Below are 15,631 nucleotides of genomic sequence, written 5' to 3'. Positions count from 1 at the left end.
CGCTCGACGGCGGACCCGGCATGAAGGAGAGCACCCCATGGCCCTGCCCGACCTGAGCACTGCGTCCGCGGACCCCGAGCAGGCCGACGCCCACCGGCCCGTCCCGTCTGCGCGAGCCGTCCCGACGTCGACCTACCGCCTGCAGCTGCACGCCGGCTTCACGACCGACGACGCGGCCTCGCTGGTGCCGTATCTCGCGCAGCTCGGCGTGGGACACGTGTTCTGCTCCCCCGTCCTGCAGGCCGCCCCCGGCTCGACCCACGGGTACGACGTGGTGGACCACACGCGGATCAGCGCGGAGATCGGCGGAGAGGACGGCCTGCGCCGTCTCGCCGCGGCGGCGCACGACCACGGCATGGGGCTGATCGTGGACGTGGTGCCCAACCACATGGCGATCCCGACCCCGATCTGGCACAACCGCGCCCTGTGGTCGACCCTGCGCGACGGCCCCGACTCGCCCTACGCCGACTGGTTCGACATCGATCCGTCGTCCGAGCGCTCGATCCTGGTGCCGGTGCTGGGACGCCCCATCGGCTCGGTGCTGGCCGACGGGGAGATCGAGCTGGGGGTGGAGCAGATCCCGCAGCCCGACGGCACCACCGCGGAGGAAGCCGTGGTGCGGTACTTCGACCACGTGCTCCCGGTCGCCGCCGGCACCCAGCATCTGGGACTCACGGACCTGCTGGACCGCCAGTGGTACCGCCTGGCCTATTGGAAGGTCGCCGACGACGAGCTGAACTACCGACGGTTCTTCGACGTCGACACGCTCGCCGCGATCCGCGTCGAGCTGCCGCAGGTGTTCGAGGCGACCCACGAGACGCTGCTGCGGCTGCAGGGCGAGGGCGTGATCGACGGCTATCGCATCGATCATCCCGACGGTCTGACCGACCCGCGCGGCTACCTGCGCGACCTCGAGCGGGCGACCGGCGGGGCCTGGACCGTGGTGGAGAAGATCCTGGAGGCCGACGAGCAGCTGCCCGGGGACTTCCCCTGCGCCGGCACCACCGGCTACGACGCCCTGTGGCGGGTCGGCGGCCTCTTCCACGATCCTCACGGTGCGCTCGGACTGACCCATCTGTGGCAGCGCCGCACGGAGGATCTGCGTCCCTTCTCCGAGATCGCCGCCGAGTCCACCGAGCAGATCGTCTCGACCAGCCTGTGGGCGGAGCTCGAACGCCTGACCACGCTGATCCACCACATCTGCCAGGAGGACATCCGCCTGCGGGACACCACCCGGCGGAACATCCAGAAGGTCGTCCGCGCCCTGCTCGGCGCGATGGACCGCTACCGCGCCTACATCGTGCCCGGGGAGCCGGCGCCGGGCGCCGAGCGTGCCGTCATCGACCAGGCGGCGGCCCGGGCCCTGCAGGTGCTCGGCGACGACGAGGACGTCGTCATGACCCTGGAGACCGTGGTGGCCCTGGTGTGCGGGGACGAGGTGGGCAGCGCCGGCCGGACGGCGAGCGCCGCTCGGTCGGAGGTCGTCGTGCGCTTCGCCCAGACCTGCGGACCGGTGCACGCGAAGGGGCTCGAGGACACGGCCTTCTACCGCTACACCCGCTTCCTCGCGGTCACCGAGGTGGGGTCCGATCCCGAGCGGATCGGGGTGGAGCCCGACGATCTCCATGACCACGCTCTGGAGAAGCGGCACACCCATCCCGATGCCATGACCACGCTGTCCACCCATGACACCAAGCGCAGCGAGGACGTCCGGGCGCGGCTGGCAGTCCTGACCGAGCAGCCCCTGGAGTGGGCGGTGCTGGTGCAGGACCTGGACCGGGCGACGTCCGCATCGCGCGGTGACCGCGTCGACGGGGCCGTCGAGCTCCTGCTGTGGCAGGTCCTGGTCTCGTGCTGGGATCTGCCGGGGGCCGACGCACCGCGGATCACGGCCGATCGCCTGGAGGGGTACCTGCTCAAGGCGATGCGCGAGGCCAAGACGCTCACGACGTGGACGGATCAGGACTCGGAGTACGAGCAGCAGGTGCTCGACCTGGGGCGGGCCGCTCTCGCCTCGGAGGAGGTGGACCGCCTCCTGACCGAGTGGACCCGGCGCACGCACGCCGCCCAGCGCACCGCGATCCTCGGCCAGAAGCTGGTGCAGCTGACCATGCCCGGGGTGCCGGACGTCTACCAGGGCAACGAGACCATCGACCTCTCCCTCGTGGACCCCGACAACCGCCGGGCGGTCGATCACGCCGCGCATGCCGAACGGCTGACCCGGATGCTCGAGGGGGCCGGCCCCGACGGGATCGGTGACGAGAAGCTGTGGCTGACCCGGAGCGCCCTCGTGCTGCGCCGGCAGCGGCCCGAGCTCTTCCAGGGCCGTGACGCCGGCTACCGGCCGCTGCCCACCACCACGGGCCACGCGGTCGCCTTCGGCCGCGCCGTGGGCGAGGGCGAGATCGAGGTGGTGACCGTCGTCACCCGACTGGCCCACGGCCTCGCCCAGCGGGGTGGCTGGGGCGACGCACAGCTCGCCCTCCCCGAGGGCCGCTGGCGCGATCTCCTCAGCGGCGTCGAGGTCGACGGCGGGATGGTGCCCCTCCAGTCGCTGCTCACCACCTGGCCGGTCGCACTGCTGGTGCGGGCCGAGGACCCGGCAGCCGACGGCGCCGAGGACCATGACGGCGCGCGGGCCGGCAGCGGCGTCCAGGAGGAGCGCCGATGACTGCGTCGGACATCGACCAGCGAACCCGTCGTGCGTACGACCGCTACGAGGTCTGGGCCCCGAGGGCGAGGGCGGTGACGATCCGGGTCGATGGTGTCGAGCATCCGATGCGCTCCGCCCCGGACGGGTGGTTCACGCTGCCCGACGTCGAGGCTGTCCCCGGTGCCCGGTATGCCTTCCGGCTCGAGGACGCCGAGCTCTGGCTGCCCGACCCGCGCTCGCTGTCCCAGCCGGACGGCGTGCACGGGGCCAGCGAGGTGGTGGACCCCCGTGCACTGCGCGGGCCCTCCCCGTGGGCCGGCCGCAGCCTGCGCGGAGGCGTCCTGTACGAGATGCACGTGGGCACGTTCACCCCGGGGCCGAACGGCCGCGGGGGCACCTTCGACTCGGCGATCGAGCGGCTCGATGACCTCGTGGAGCTCGGGATCGAGGCGATCGAGCTGATGCCGATCGCGACCTTCCCCGGCGACCGCGGGTGGGGGTACGACGGGGTGGGCCTGTATGCCACCCACGCGGACTACGGCGGGCCCGCAGGTCTGGCCCGGTTCGTCGACGCCGCGCACTCTCGCGGTCTCGCCGTGGTGCTCGACGTGGTCCACAACCATCTCGGCCCCACCGGCAACTACCTGGGGATGTTCGGCCCGTACTTCACCGATCAGCACGAGACCCCGTGGGGTGAGGCGGTGAACCTCGATCAGCCCGGGTCCCGCCAGGTGAGGGACTTCCTCCTGGGCAGCGCCCGGCTCTGGCTGGTCGATGTCGGGATCGACGCCCTGCGCCTGGACGCGGTCCATGAGCTGCACGACGACTCGCTCCGGCATGTCCTGGCCGAGCTCGCCGACGCCGTCGGCTCCTGGCAGGTGGAGACCGGGCGCCCGCTCAGCCTGATCGCCGAATCCGACCGGAACGATCCGGTCACCGTCACTCCCACGTCCGCCGGCGGTCTGGGAATGGACGGGCAATGGGCCGACGACGTCCACCATGGGGTCCACGCGTGGATCACCGGCGAGCGCGCCGGCTACTACGCGGATTTCGGATCGGCCGACGCCCTGGCCACCGTCCTGACCGGGATGTTCCTCCATGCCGGAACCTATTCGACCTTCCGCGGGAAGGTCTGGGGCTCCCCCGTCGATCCCGGCAGCCGCCAGTACGACGCCCACTCCTTCGTGACCTTCCTCCAGGACCACGACCAGGTCGGCAATCGGGCCACCGGCGACCGGATCCATCACTCCCTGACCCCGGGGCAGCATGCCGCGGCGATCTCGCTCATCCTGCTGGGTCCGGGCACGCCCATGCTGTTCCAGGGCGAGGAGTGGGCGGCCTCGACACCGTTCACGTTCTTCACCGATCACGACGACGAGATCGGCCCCCTGGTCAGCGCGGGGCGCACCGAGGAGTTCGCCGCCATGGGGTGGGAGGGGACCGTGCCCGACCCCCAGGCCCGCTCCACCTTCGAGTCCTCGATCCTGCGCCATGAGGAGCGCACGGCGGGCGACCACGCCCGGATCCTGGACTGGTATCGCACGCTCATCTCGCTGCGTCGCACGGAGCCGGCCTTCTCGGACCCTGATCTGCGCCGCACCAGCGTCGAGATCCTCGCCGAGGAGACCGTGCTGCTGCGCCGCGGCACGCTGGGAGTCCTCTCCCACCGCGGCCCCGGTCCGCTCGCCGATGTACCCCGTGCCCTGGAGATCCTGAGCTCCTTCGGCGAGGCGTCCCTCTCCTCCGACGGGACCGTCCAGATGGCCGACGCCGGAGCGGTGATCCTGCGCCTGCACGCAGAATGAGCTGATCAGCGCCGTCGGCAGTGCACTGTCGTCTCGGAGAGACTCGAGGAGGAGCATCCATGAAGATCGTCATCACCGACCTGGACCAGGACCGCATCACGGAGGAGCAGGCCGTCGCCGACGCCGCCGGCGCCGAGCTGGTCCTCGCACAGTCCCGCACCGAGGACGAGGTGATCGAGGCCGCCCAGGGGGCGGACGCCCTCCTGGTGCAGTACGCCCCGATCACCCGTCGCGTGCTCGAGGCCCTGCCGAGCGTGCGAGCGATCGGACGCTACGGCGTCGGGGTGGACACCCTTGATCTCGATGCCGCCACAGAGGTCGGCGTCGCGGTCAGCAATGTGCCCGATTATGGGACCGAGGACGTCTCCGATCATGCCGTGGCGCTCGCCGTCTCCCTGTCCCGCGGGGTGGTCGAGCTGGATCGCAACCTGCGCGCCGGCACCACGTCCCTCGCCCCCGTGAAGCCGCTGCATCGGCTGTCCACCCGCACCGTCGGCGTGATCGGGCTGGGTCGCATCGGCGCCGCCACCGCGCGCAAGGCCCGAGCACTGGGCTTCTCCGTGCACGGCTACGACCCGATGCGCGAGGCCGGCAGCACCACGGAGGACGGGATCGCGGTACGCACGCAGGACGAGGTCCTGGCGGAGTCCGACGTGATCAGCGTCCACGTGCCGCTGACCGAGCAGACCCATCACCTGATCTCCACCGAGGCCCTGGCCCGGATGCGGCCGGGGTCGATGCTCGTCAACACCAGCCGCGGCGGCGTCGTGGACACGGCGGCCGTGGTCGAGGCCCTGCAGTCCGGTCACCTCCGCGGCGCGGGCCTGGACGTGTTCGAGACCGAGCCGCTCCCGCAGGACAGCGCTCTGCGGGACTGCCCGACGGCGATCCTCACCCCGCATGCGTCCTGGTACAGCGAGGAGTCCGAGACGGAGCTCAAGCGCCGGGTGATCGAGAACGTCGTGGAGGTCCTCGCCGGGCGCCGGCCGCGCAACATCCTCAATCCCGAGGTGCTGGAGTCCCCGGCGAGCTGACGGGGCACGGAGCGACCGTTCCCCGGCTGCAGCGCAGTGCCCGCAGTGCACTGCACTGCAGGCCGAGCAGGACAGGCGAGCCCGGGAGACGCGACTGCGACTACAGCGCAGTGCCCTCCCGCTGCTGCGCGCCCCGGGCAGCGCGCACGAGGTCGGCGCCGATCGTGCCCACCTCGTCGGCCGAGCGTCCCGGGGCATAGAGGAACGAGCCGATCCCGGCGCCGGCCGCCCCGGCCCGGATCCAGCTCGGGATCGTCTCCGTGGTGATGCCGCCGACGGGCAGGAACGCGGTGCCCTCGGGGACGACGGCGCTCCACGCCGTCAGAAGGCTCTCGCCGAGCGCGTCGGCCGGGAAGATCTTCAGGTGCCGGGCCCCGGCGCGGAGCGCGGCGAAGACGTCGGTCGCGGTGGCGACGCCCGGGTAGGGCGTCATCCCCAGCTCGAGGGAGCGGGCGATGATCTCTGGATCCGTGTTCGGGGCCACCACCAGCTCCCCACCGGCGTCGGCGACGCGCTGCACGTCCGCGAGGTCGACGACGGTTCCCGCGCCGATCCGTGCCTCGGGGCCGAGCCGCTCGGTGAGGATCCGGATCGATTCGAAGGGCTGCGGGGAGTTCAGCGGCACCTCGAGGGAGGTGATCCCCGCGGCGACCAGAGCATCCCCGACGGCAGGGGCCTCCTGGGGTGTCAGTCCACGCAGGATGGCGATCAGCAGCGGCGGGTGTGCAGTCATGAGGAGATCCTTCCACGACATTGAACGAGCGGATGGGTGCGCACAGCGTGCGGGCGGAGCGGCAGGCTCTCAGGCGAGGAGAACGGCCGCCGTGCGCTCAGCGGCCGAGGTAGCCGCCGTCGACGGGGAGCACGGCGCCATGCACGTAGGCGGCGCCTTCGCTGGCCAGGAACAGCGCGGTCCCGGCGATGTCGTCGGCCCTCCCCCATCGTCCGGCCGGGATCCGGCTGACGATCTCGTCGTTGCGCACGGTGTCCTCCCGCAGGACCACGTTGAGCTCGGTGGCGATGTATCCCGGCGCGATCGCGTTGACCGCGACGCCCCTCCCGGCCCACTCGTTGGCCACGGACTTCGTGAACTGGGCGACCGCGCCCTTGGATGCCGCATAGGCAGAGGCCTGCACACCCCCGAAGAACGAGAGCATCGAGGCGATGTTGACGATCCGCCCGCTGCCCCGAGCGAGCATCGGGCCGCCGAAGGCCTGGGTCAGCTGCACCACGGCGTCCAGGTTGACATTCATGACCTGGGAGAACTCCTCCAGCGGGAAGTCCTCGACGGTGTGGCGCAGGTTGATGCCGGCGTTGTTGACCAGGATGTCGACCTGGTGCTCGGCGAGCACCTCGGCGATGACCTCGGCGCGGGCCGCGGGATCAGAGAGATCCACGCCGCGGCAGGAATGGCCGGGTCCCAGGGAGTCGGTGCCGCGCTGCAGGCCGATCACGCTCGCCCCGGAGGCCAGCAGGCGCTGCGTGATGGCGCGGCCGATGCCACGGGTGGACCCGGTGACCACGGCGGTGGCGCCGGTGAGGTCGACGTCGAAGGTTCCGGGGAAGGGCATCATCGCTCCTGGGGTGAGAGTGCTGGTGTGCGGGATGTTGGGGCGTTCGAGGCGTTCGAGGCGTTCGAGGCGTTCGAGGCGTTCGAGGCGTTCAGGGTCAGTGGATGTGGGATCCGCCGTTGACGTCCAGTGTGACGCCTGTGAGGTAGCCGCCGTCGCGCCCGAGCAGGTAGTGGACGGCTCCGGCGACGTCGTCGACCGTGCCGACCCGGCCCACGGGGAGCTCCTGGAGCAGGACCTCCCTGCGCTCGTCGGTGAGCCGGCCGCCCATGATGTCCGTGTCGATCGAGCCGGGGGCCACGGAGTTCGCCGTGATGCCGTACTCGCCGAGCTCCCGCGCCCAGGTCTTCGCGAAGCCCAGCAGCGCTGCCTTGGAGCCGGAATAGGCGGCGCGCCCGTAGACCCCGCCGCCACGCTCCGCCGAGGCGCTGGAGATGTTCACGATGCGGCCCAGGCTGTGGCGGCGGAAGACCGCCACGGCTTCTCGGGTCACGAAGAACGTGCCGTGGACGTTGACGTCGAACACCCGCTTCCATTCCTCGGTGCTGACCTCGGTGAACGGCGTCGGCGAGGAGATGCCGGCGTTGTTGACCACGCCGACCAGCTGCGGGAGCTCAGCATCGATCCGGGCGACGGCCTCGACCACCTGCGTCTCGTCGGAGATGTCGACCCCGAGGCCGAGGGCGGGGACGCCGTAGCTCTGCGTGAGCTCGCTCGCGAGCGCCTCGGAGGCGGGAGAGTCGAGATCCATCACGGCGACGGCCCAGCCCTCGCGGGCGAGGCGGTGTGCGATCGCCCGGCCGATGCCGCGCTCGGAGGCGGCGCCGGTGATCAGGGCGGCCGGCTGCTCCGGGAAGTCGGAGGCGGGGTACGGGGTCACGGCCATGGGATGCTCCTGTGCACGAGCGAGAGGAGGACGATCGCCCCTCGCGGCGGAAAATAAAATATGATCCTGAGTCTACGGTCCGTTCCCCGTACTTGTGAAGGAGATCCCATGGTCCTCACCCAGACATCCGTGATCGGCCTGGGCCCGATGGGGCATCCCCTCGCCGCGACCCTCCTGGCCGCAGGAGCCCCGCCGATCGTGTGGAACCGCACCGCGCACCGGGCCGACGACCTCGTCGCGGCCGGCGCGATCCGTGCACACACGCCGGCGCAGGCCGCGGCCCCGGTGATCCTCTCCGTGCTCCCCGACGTGTTCCAGCTCCGCGAGCTCCTGGACGCCGAGACCCTCGCCGCCTGGGGCGCAGCCGGTGCGCGGGTGGTCATCATGTCGACCAGCGGGCCCGATCAGGTGCGCGCGCTCGCCGAGGAGCTCGCCCCGGAGGGCATCGCCGTGGTCGACGCCCCGATGTCCGGCGGCGTCGCCGGCGCAGAGGCCGGCACCCTGTCGATCATGGTGGGCGGCGCGGACGAGGACGTCGCCCTCGTGCGCCCTGTCCTCGAGCTGATCGGGGGGACCGTGCTGCACCTGGGCGAGCTGGGCACCGGCTCGATCACCAAGCTCTGCAACCAGATCGTCGTCGGCGGCACCCTCGCGGCGCTCGCCGAGGCCTTCGGGCTGGCTCGACGCTCCGGTCTCGACATCCAGCAGCTGGTGACGCTGCTGGAGGGAGGCCTCGCACGCAGCGAGGTGCTGACGCAGAAGAAGGACAAGCTCCTGGAGCGGGAGTACTCGCTCGGAGGCTCCGCCGACAACCAGGTCAAGGACCTCCGCTATGCGACCGCCGCCGGCGAGCGCGTCGGCCTTCCCGCACAGCTCCTGCCTGCGCTGCTGTCCCTCTACACCGAGACGGTCGACCAGGGGCACGGCCAGCAGGACCACACCGTCGTCCAGGAGCTGTACCTGGATCCCGAGGACTGATCCGCGGCCCGGGCCGCCAGCCGGGCCCGACCGCTGTGGCTCTTGCTCAGCGCAGCTGCAGCGCCCGCTCGGTCACGGCGCGCACGTGATCGGCCATGGCCGCCCGCGCCGCCGCCGCGTCGTGGCTGCAGATGGCCTCGAGCACAGCCCGGTGCTCCCGTACGGAGATCTCGGCGTCGTCCACGCCGTCGTCGCCGAAGCGACGGAAGCGCAGCGTGTGCACCGGGATCGCCTCCAGCGCGGCGGCGAGATACGGATTCCGGGCCGCTCGCGCGATCTCGGCATGGAAGCTGCTGGAATGCTCGAGGTAGCCCTCGTACTCGCGGAAACGGGCACCGACGCCTGCCGTGGCCGTGCTCTCGAGGGTCGCGGCGAGCGCCTCACCTTCTTGAGCCGTCGCACGGTCGGCGGCGAGAGCCGCCAGCTCGGGCTCGAGCAGCAGCCGCGCCTCCCCCATCGTCCGCACCTGGCCGTCGTCCGGGGGGCGGGTCACCACGAAGCCTCGCATCGGCAGGTACTCGACGAGCTTCTCGCCGGTGAGCAGGTTCAGCGCCTCCCGCACGGGCGTCGCGCTCATCGAGAGCTCGGTCGACAGCGCGCCGATCCGCAGGGGCGTGCCCGGAGCCATGGCACCGTCCATGATGCGCTCGGCCAGCATGCGCCGCGCCTGCTCCGACCGGGAGCTGCGCACGGGATCGGTCCCCTCCGGGTCGTGCGTCACGCGCCGGCGCGCCCGTCGGCACCCAGGCGCCCGGCTCCGTCGTGGGCGAGGGAGGCCAGGCGGGAGAGCGCTCGGAAGTACTTCTTGCGGTACCCGCTGCGCAGGAGGTCGGGGGCGAAGAGATCCGAGAACACCTCCGCGTCGTCGCCGCCCTCCCCCGCGGCCGCGGAGACCAGCACCGGGACCTCCCGGTCGTAGAGGCGGTCCACGAGAACGACGAACCGCAGCGCGTCGTGATGCTGGGACAGGCCGTGCAGGCCGGTCACATGGGCCGCGGGGACGTCGTCGATCATGCTCCCGTAGCGCGAGGGGTGGACCGTCTTCAGGTGCCCCAGCAGGTCATCGAAGTCGTCGAGGGTGGCGCCCTCCTGCGCCTGGGCGTGCTCGCGCACGGTGCCCTCCGGCAGGGAGACGATCTCGGTGACGCCGTCACGGCGCCGGTAGTCCTCGCCGTCGATGCGCAGCACCTGGAACCGCTCCGCCATGGCCTGGATCTCGCGGAGGAAGTCCTGCGCGGCGAACCGTCCCTCGCCCAGCGCATCGGGAAGGGTGTTGGAGGTGGCCACGACAGCGACGCCGCGGTCGGAGAGCTCACGGATCAGCCGTGTCATCAGGAGCGTGTCCCCCGGGTCGTCCAGCTCGAACTCGTCGATGCACACCAGCACCGATTGTCCGAGCAGGTCGACCGCCCGCTGGAAGCCGAGAGCCCCGACGAGGTCTGTGTACTCGACGAAGGTCCCGTAGACCCGCTCCCCCTCGACCGCATGGAACAGCGAGGTGAGCAGGTGGGTCTTGCCCACGCCGAAGCCACCGTCGAGGTAGATCCCCTGCGCCGCGGTCGGGCGCCGCCGGAACTTCGCGAGGAAGCCGCCGCCCTGGGGCCTTCCCAGCTGCGCGGCGAACTCGGTCACCCGCTGCTTGGCGTCCTCCTGCGAGGGGAAGGCGGGGTCGGGGACATAGTTGTCCAGCCGAGCCCGGGCGAACCGCGGCGGAGGCACGAGGTCCGCGAGCAGTCGCTCGAGAGTCGGTTCGGGCCGTCGGTCGCAGAGCGCTTCAGTCACGGCGGTCAGTGTATGTTCCGCGTGCGCTCGCCGGTCGGCCCGGACCCCGGCGGGGGTGAGATGATCGTCCCGTCCCTGTCCCTGCCCGCGCCTCTGTCCCGCCGCTTCCCGACCCGAGGAGATGACCGTGCACCTGCTGATGCGCGAGGGCACGCTGCTGCCGGCCCCGGAACCCGTTCCGGCGGACGCCGACGGGGCACGCACCCTCGCGGCGCTCTACGCGATGCCGCAGCTCCCGCCGGGTGGCGCGCAGGTGCGGGCGATGATGAACGCGACCGTCGATGGGGCGATCAGCGGGGCGGACGGCACCAGCGGCCCCCTGCGCAACCCCGACGACTCCTTCGTGTTCGACGTGCTGCGCGCCCTCGCCGATGTGGTGATGGTGGGCGCCGCGACGGTGCGCGTCGAGGACTACAGCTCGGTGCTGGGCCGGGACGACCTGCTCGAGCCCTCGTGGCGGCCCGGCGGCGGCGCACGTCCCGCTCTGGCCGTCTGGTCGAACAGCGGTGATCTCCCCGCGTCGCTCGACCGGGATCAGCCGCTCTATCTGCTCTCCTCCGCCCGGAGCGCCCTCGCGGCAGGGCGCAGGGCCGGGCTGCCCGAGGATCGTGTGATCGTCGCGGACAGCGCGACCGAGGCCCTGCGCGGCCTGGCGGACCGCGGACTGCACGCCGTCCAGGCCGAGGGCGGCTCCTCGACCCTGGGCCGGCTCGCCGCCGAAGGAGTCCTGGACGAGCTGTGCTTCTCGACGACGCACCGGAGCATCGGCGGCTCGTCGTCCCGGGTGATCAGCGGCGAGTCCCACGACTCGGCCTGGGAGCTGTCCTCTCTCCTCGTCGGCGACCACGCGACGATCTCGCGGTACCGCATCCGGCCCTGATCGCCCGCACGCTCCCGGGAGCTGCTCTCAGAGACGCAGGCCGATCGAGTCCTCGAGGGCGGGGGCCGCGAGATCGCGCACCGGGACCTCCAGCGCGGCGGCCTCGGCCTCCAGGCCCAGCAGACGTCCGAGGTAGTCGGCCAGCAGCCGCTCGTAGCGCACCGGGTCCCGGTTCCACTCGCGCGTGTGCGAGGCCCCCTCGAAGGGGGCGAACTCCACCAGATCCGGGCGCAGCGCGGCCAGGTGCCGGCTCGGGCCGGGCGGGACCGTCGCATCGTCGAGGGCATGGAACAGCAGGGTCGGGTGGATGAGGTGCTCCGCGTAGTACTGCGGCGTCATCTCGTGCAGTGCGAGCGGTTCGTGAAGCCGCACCAGCCGGCGCCCCACCGTCGAGGTCATCATCCATATCCCCAGGTTCCGCATCGGCTTCGGAGCCTTCAGGGCGGTGGCGTGGTAGATCAGGATGTCCTGCCAGTCCACGGCCGGGGAGTCCAGGACCAGGCCGACGACGCGATCCCGATGGGCCGTGCGCACCGAGGTGCGCAGCGCGATGCCGCCCCCCATCGACCAGCCGAACAGCACGATCCGGCGGGCGCCGTGGGCGATAGCGAAGTCGATGGCCGCCTCGGTGTCCTCCCACTCGTCCGCACCCAGGTGGTACATGCGGTCGGCGGAGGCCGGTGCCCCGGTGTCGTTGCGGTAGGTGATCGTGAGACTGGTCACCCCGAGGTGATGCAGGAGCGGGATCACGCGCAGCGCCTCGCCACGCATCGATCCATGACCGTGGATCAGGATCGCCCAGGTGTCCCCCTGGCCGCCAGGCGCTTCCTGGGCCGATCCGGCGCCTGGTTCCTGGTCCCGTCCCTGGTCCGGTCCATGGCCCGGTCCCTGGCCCGGCTCCTTCGTGTGGTCGGCGCGCACCAGCCAGGCAGGCATCGGGCCCACCGGCGAGCTGACCTCGACCTCCTCGGTCTCCAGCCCGTGGGCTGTGCGCGGGCTGCCTGCCCAGTAGAAGCCGTTGACCGCGGCCTTGGCGACCTGGAGCGGCTCGGAGGTATCCGCCCCGAGGAGCGGACGCGCGACGGTGGTGGGGGTGGGATGTGAGGTCACGGGCCCCAGACGGACGTGCACCGCGCCGCCGGACTGCCGCACCGCGAGGTAGCCCTCACGCTCGGTCTCCTTCGTCCGATCCACGTGCACCCGGTCCTCGTGGACGGCGCGCACGGGGAGATCCGGCCGGTGCCGCAGCCCCTGCTGCGGAACCAGGGGGAGCCGCGCCATCACGCGCGCCCCGACCGCGAGCGCTCCTGCGCTGAGCGTGAACATCGAGGCGGCCCCGATGGCGCCGATGACCGCGGCCTGCGCCCATCGTCCCTGTTCGGAGCGCGGCTGAGCCGCCCGTACCCATCGAAGGGAACCGGTCAGCGGGCTGGTCCGAGAGTGGTCACGCGTCATACCGCGCATCTTATCCACGCACTAGGATCGAGGGTGTGAACAGGAGTTCACCACATGGCGCCGGGCCCTGCGGCCCGCGCCTGCGGACGATCGCGGCGACCCGTCGCCGCACCAGCGGAAGGATCCTTCGATGTCCACTGATCCCATCGGCACCCGTCCCTACCCCCTCGCGATCAGCGATGAGCAATGGCGCGAGCGCCTCTCCCCTGCCGAGTACCAGGTGCTGCGCGAAGGCGCCACCGAACGTCCCGGCGTCGGAGAGTACGAAGAGGTGCGCGCGGCCGGCACGTACGCCTGCAAGGCCTGCGGCGAGGAGCTGTTCACGGCCGAGACCCAGTTCGATGCGCACTGCGGCTGGCCCGCTTTCTACGCTCCGACGGACTCCGACGCCGTCGAGCTGCTCGAGGACACGTCCATGGGCATGCGTCGGGTCGAGGTCCGCTGCGCGAAGTGCGGTTCCCACCTCGGTCACGTCTTCGAGGGCGAAGGGTTCGCGACCCCGACCGACGAGCGGTTCTGCATCAACTCGATCAGCCTCGTGCACAGCGACGACGCCTGAGACGGACACTCGCGCCGGGACCGTCGGCGGCCCGAGCCGGCACACGCGCCGAGAGATCAGCCTGAGCACGGTCGCAGCAGCACGGTCGCCACGGTCTCGGCGCGCCTGACCTCGGGCGCCTCGGCGCGCGGTTAGTCTCCCACCGTGTCAGTCCATCGATTCCGCCCTGGCGACGACACCTTCCGTGCCGCCATCGACGCCATGACCAGCGCCCCCCTCCGACAGGAGTTCGAGTGGCGCGATATTCCAGCGCCCTCGAAGATGGCGCCCTCGACCTGGGCGTGCACCGGGGAGATCCTGGTCCACGACGACGAGCTCGCCTCCGGTCGCCTGGTCATCCTCCACGACCCCGAGGGCCAGGAGTCCTGGGACGGCACCTATCGGATGGTCGCCCTGGTCCAGGCCCAGCTCGAACCGGAGTTCTCCGTCGAGGCGATGCTCGGCGACGTGGCGTGGTCCTGGGTCACCGAATCGCTCGAGATGCACGATGCGGAGGTCCGCGAGCTGGGTTGCACCGCGACCCGCGTCGTCTCCCAGTCCTATGGCGCGCTCGCCTCCCGCCCCTCGACCGTCGATGTCGAGATGCGGGTCTCCTGGACTCCGGACGGCCCGCACGGGGCTGACGCGGGTGACGGCGGAGCTCCCGATCTGGCACCGCACTTCGCCGCCTGGACCGCCATGCTCGCCGCCGCCGGGGGCCTGCCTCCCGCGCCCCCGCGGATCGCCCCCATCGCTCCCACCCACCATGCGAGGGCCCCGCGCCCCGAGGAAGCCGGTGACGCCCGGTGACCGAGACTCCCGTCTCCGACCTGACCGCTCCCCGTGACGGCGTCGTGCCCGTCGTCGATCGAATCCAGCCGCTGCTGGCCTGGTGCGAAGCGGCGGAATCCGCCCCCGCCGAGCCCGTCGCCGTAGATGCCGAGCGCGCATCCAGCTACCGCTACAGCTCCCGCGCCTATCTCGTGCAGCTGCGCACCGAGGCCGCCGGGACCGTGCTGATCGACCCTCTCGCCTTCACCATGCCGTCGACGCTGCTGACCCTGCTGGGCGAGCGCGAATGGGTGCTGCATGCCGCGGGTCAGGATCTGCCGAGCCTGGCCGAGCTCGGGATGCGCCCGGCGAGCCTGTTCGACACCGAGCTCGCCGCACGACTCCTCGGCATGGAGCGCGTGGGCCTCGGAGCCGTCGTGGAGGACACCCTGGCGCTGCACCTGGCGAAGGAGCACTCTGCCGCCGACTGGTCGAAGCGTCCCCTGCCCAGCGGGTGGCTCACCTACGCGGCACTGGACGTGGAGGTCCTGGTCGAGGTCCGCGATGTCCTCGAGAGCCGTCTCCGGGACGCGGGCAAGGACGAGTGGGCCCGCCAGGAGTTCGAGTACGAGCGGGTCCGCGATCATGGGCCGACGCGGTCCTCGAGCTGGCGCGGCCTGCACGGACTGGGTGGCCTGCGCACGCCGAAGCAGCTGGCCGCGGCGCGCGAGATGTGGCTGCGACGCGACGAGATCGCCGGCGGCGAGGATCTCTCCCCGCACCGGGTGATCAAGGATCGCGACATCGTGGCCGCTGCGAAAGAGGCACCGCGGGGTCGGGAGGCCTTCGACCGGGCACTGCCCGCCAAGCTCCGCAAGAAGGACATCTGGTGGCAGGCCGCCCGGTCCGGGCTCGACCTGCCCGCCGCGCATCTGCCGGACCGCAACGAGCGTTCCTATCCCCCGCCGCACAAGCTCTGGTCCAAGAAGTACCCGGCGGTGTGGGACCGCTACCAGGAGGTGCGCACCGCCGTGGGCGAGCGCGCCGAGGACCTCGAGATGCCGCCCGAGAACCTGCTGCAGCCGGCGCTGCTGCGCCAGTGGGTCTGGGAGAACGAGCAGGTGCCGGAGGAGGCAGCCGTGGAGACCGCCCTCCTCGAGCTCGGCGCTCGGCCATGGCAGGCGGAGCAGGCAGCGCCGGTCGTCCATCGAGCGCTGACCGAGCAGGCCTGACCGGACGGACCTGCCCGGATGGCTGATCGGTCAGACCGGATCAGCT

Annotated in this window: 14 protein-coding genes; 8 read left to right on the top strand and 6 right to left on the bottom strand. The window is 71.7% G+C overall.

The window, feature by feature from the left end; translation table 11 throughout:
• Positions 1-37 precede the first annotated feature (37 nt).
• The 3 genes from treY to ABD093_RS06035 are packed head-to-tail and all read left to right on the top strand — an operon-like array spanning position 38 to position 5,492.
• Entirely contained in the window at positions 38-2,671 is a 2,634-nt protein-coding gene (gene treY / locus ABD093_RS06045) for a malto-oligosyltrehalose synthase (RefSeq protein WP_193119213.1), read from the top strand.
• Positions 2,668-4,458, top strand: coding sequence for a malto-oligosyltrehalose trehalohydrolase (treZ, locus tag ABD093_RS06040; protein WP_193119214.1), 1,791 nt, complete (start codon positions 2,668-2,670; stop codon positions 4,456-4,458). The genes treY and treZ overlap by 4 nt, the downstream gene beginning before the upstream one ends.
• Before the next feature lie 59 nt (positions 4,459-4,517).
• On the top strand, positions 4,518-5,492 hold the full coding sequence (locus tag ABD093_RS06035) for a C-terminal binding protein (RefSeq protein ID WP_193119215.1): 975 nt from the start codon (positions 4,518-4,520) through the stop codon (positions 5,490-5,492).
• Positions 5,493-5,592: 100 nt separating this feature from the next.
• On the opposite strand, the gene ABD093_RS06030 is transcribed toward ABD093_RS06035, so the two are convergent.
• The 3 genes from ABD093_RS06030 to ABD093_RS06020 all read right to left on the bottom strand — a co-directional run bounded on the left by ABD093_RS06030 (position 5,593) and on the right by ABD093_RS06020 (position 7,949).
• Positions 5,593-6,225, bottom strand: coding sequence for a 2-dehydro-3-deoxy-6-phosphogalactonate aldolase (locus ABD093_RS06030; protein WP_193119216.1), 633 nt, complete (start codon positions 6,223-6,225; stop codon positions 5,593-5,595).
• A gap of 97 nt (positions 6,226-6,322) precedes the next feature.
• A complete protein-coding gene (locus ABD093_RS06025; protein ID WP_193119234.1) occupies positions 6,323-7,063 on the bottom strand; it encodes an SDR family oxidoreductase in 741 nt (246 codons plus the stop codon).
• 97 nt (positions 7,064-7,160) lie between these two features.
• Complete coding sequence (locus ABD093_RS06020; protein WP_193119217.1) at positions 7,161-7,949, bottom strand: SDR family NAD(P)-dependent oxidoreductase; 789 nt, start codon at positions 7,947-7,949, stop codon at positions 7,161-7,163.
• Between the two features lie 108 nt (positions 7,950-8,057).
• On the opposite strand from ABD093_RS06020, the gene ABD093_RS06015 reads away from it, so the two are divergent.
• Positions 8,058-8,927, top strand: coding sequence for an NAD(P)-dependent oxidoreductase (locus tag ABD093_RS06015; RefSeq protein WP_193119218.1), 870 nt, complete (start codon positions 8,058-8,060; stop codon positions 8,925-8,927).
• A 46-nt stretch (positions 8,928-8,973) separates the two neighbouring features.
• On the opposite strand, the gene ABD093_RS06010 is transcribed toward ABD093_RS06015, so the two are convergent.
• Positions 8,974-9,648: a GntR family transcriptional regulator gene (locus ABD093_RS06010; RefSeq protein WP_193119219.1), complete on the bottom strand. Its 675-nt coding sequence runs from the start codon at positions 9,646-9,648 to the stop codon at positions 8,974-8,976.
• Positions 9,645-10,709: a cell division protein ZapE gene (zapE, locus tag ABD093_RS06005; protein WP_193119220.1), complete on the bottom strand. Its 1,065-nt coding sequence runs from the start codon at positions 10,707-10,709 to the stop codon at positions 9,645-9,647. The genes ABD093_RS06010 and zapE overlap by 4 nt, the downstream gene beginning before the upstream one ends.
• A gap of 121 nt (positions 10,710-10,830) precedes the next feature.
• Here zapE and ABD093_RS06000 point away from each other — a divergent pair, with 121 nt between their 5' ends.
• Positions 10,831-11,589 (top strand): dihydrofolate reductase family protein, encoded by a 759-nt coding sequence (locus ABD093_RS06000; RefSeq protein WP_343923132.1) that lies wholly within the window; start codon positions 10,831-10,833, stop codon positions 11,587-11,589.
• A 27-nt stretch (positions 11,590-11,616) separates the two neighbouring features.
• Here ABD093_RS06000 and ABD093_RS05995 read toward each other — a convergent pair whose 3' ends face one another.
• Positions 11,617-13,044 (bottom strand): alpha/beta hydrolase family protein, encoded by a 1,428-nt coding sequence (locus ABD093_RS05995; RefSeq protein WP_343923130.1) that lies wholly within the window; start codon positions 13,042-13,044, stop codon positions 11,617-11,619.
• A gap of 130 nt (positions 13,045-13,174) precedes the next feature.
• Between ABD093_RS05995 and msrB the strand changes: the two genes are divergently transcribed.
• The 3 genes from msrB to ABD093_RS05980 all read left to right on the top strand — a co-directional run bounded on the left by msrB (position 13,175) and on the right by ABD093_RS05980 (position 15,585).
• Positions 13,175-13,603 (top strand): peptide-methionine (R)-S-oxide reductase MsrB, encoded by a 429-nt coding sequence (msrB, locus tag ABD093_RS05990; protein WP_193119222.1) that lies wholly within the window; start codon positions 13,175-13,177, stop codon positions 13,601-13,603.
• 144 nt (positions 13,604-13,747) lie between these two features.
• Positions 13,748-14,392 (top strand): DUF3000 domain-containing protein, encoded by a 645-nt coding sequence (locus tag ABD093_RS05985; RefSeq protein ID WP_193119223.1) that lies wholly within the window; start codon positions 13,748-13,750, stop codon positions 14,390-14,392.
• Positions 14,389-15,585: a ribonuclease D gene (locus ABD093_RS05980; RefSeq protein WP_343923126.1), complete on the top strand. Its 1,197-nt coding sequence runs from the start codon at positions 14,389-14,391 to the stop codon at positions 15,583-15,585. Before ABD093_RS05985 ends, ABD093_RS05980 begins: the two co-directional genes overlap by 4 nt.
• Positions 15,586-15,631 lie beyond the last annotated feature (46 nt).

It is taken from the genome of Brachybacterium tyrofermentans (assembly GCF_039526165.1).
Classification (GTDB): Bacteria; Actinomycetota; Actinomycetes; order Actinomycetales; family Dermabacteraceae; genus Brachybacterium; species Brachybacterium tyrofermentans.
Note: the sequence above shows the minus strand (reverse complement) of the source record. Positions and strands in the feature narration are given on the sequence as shown.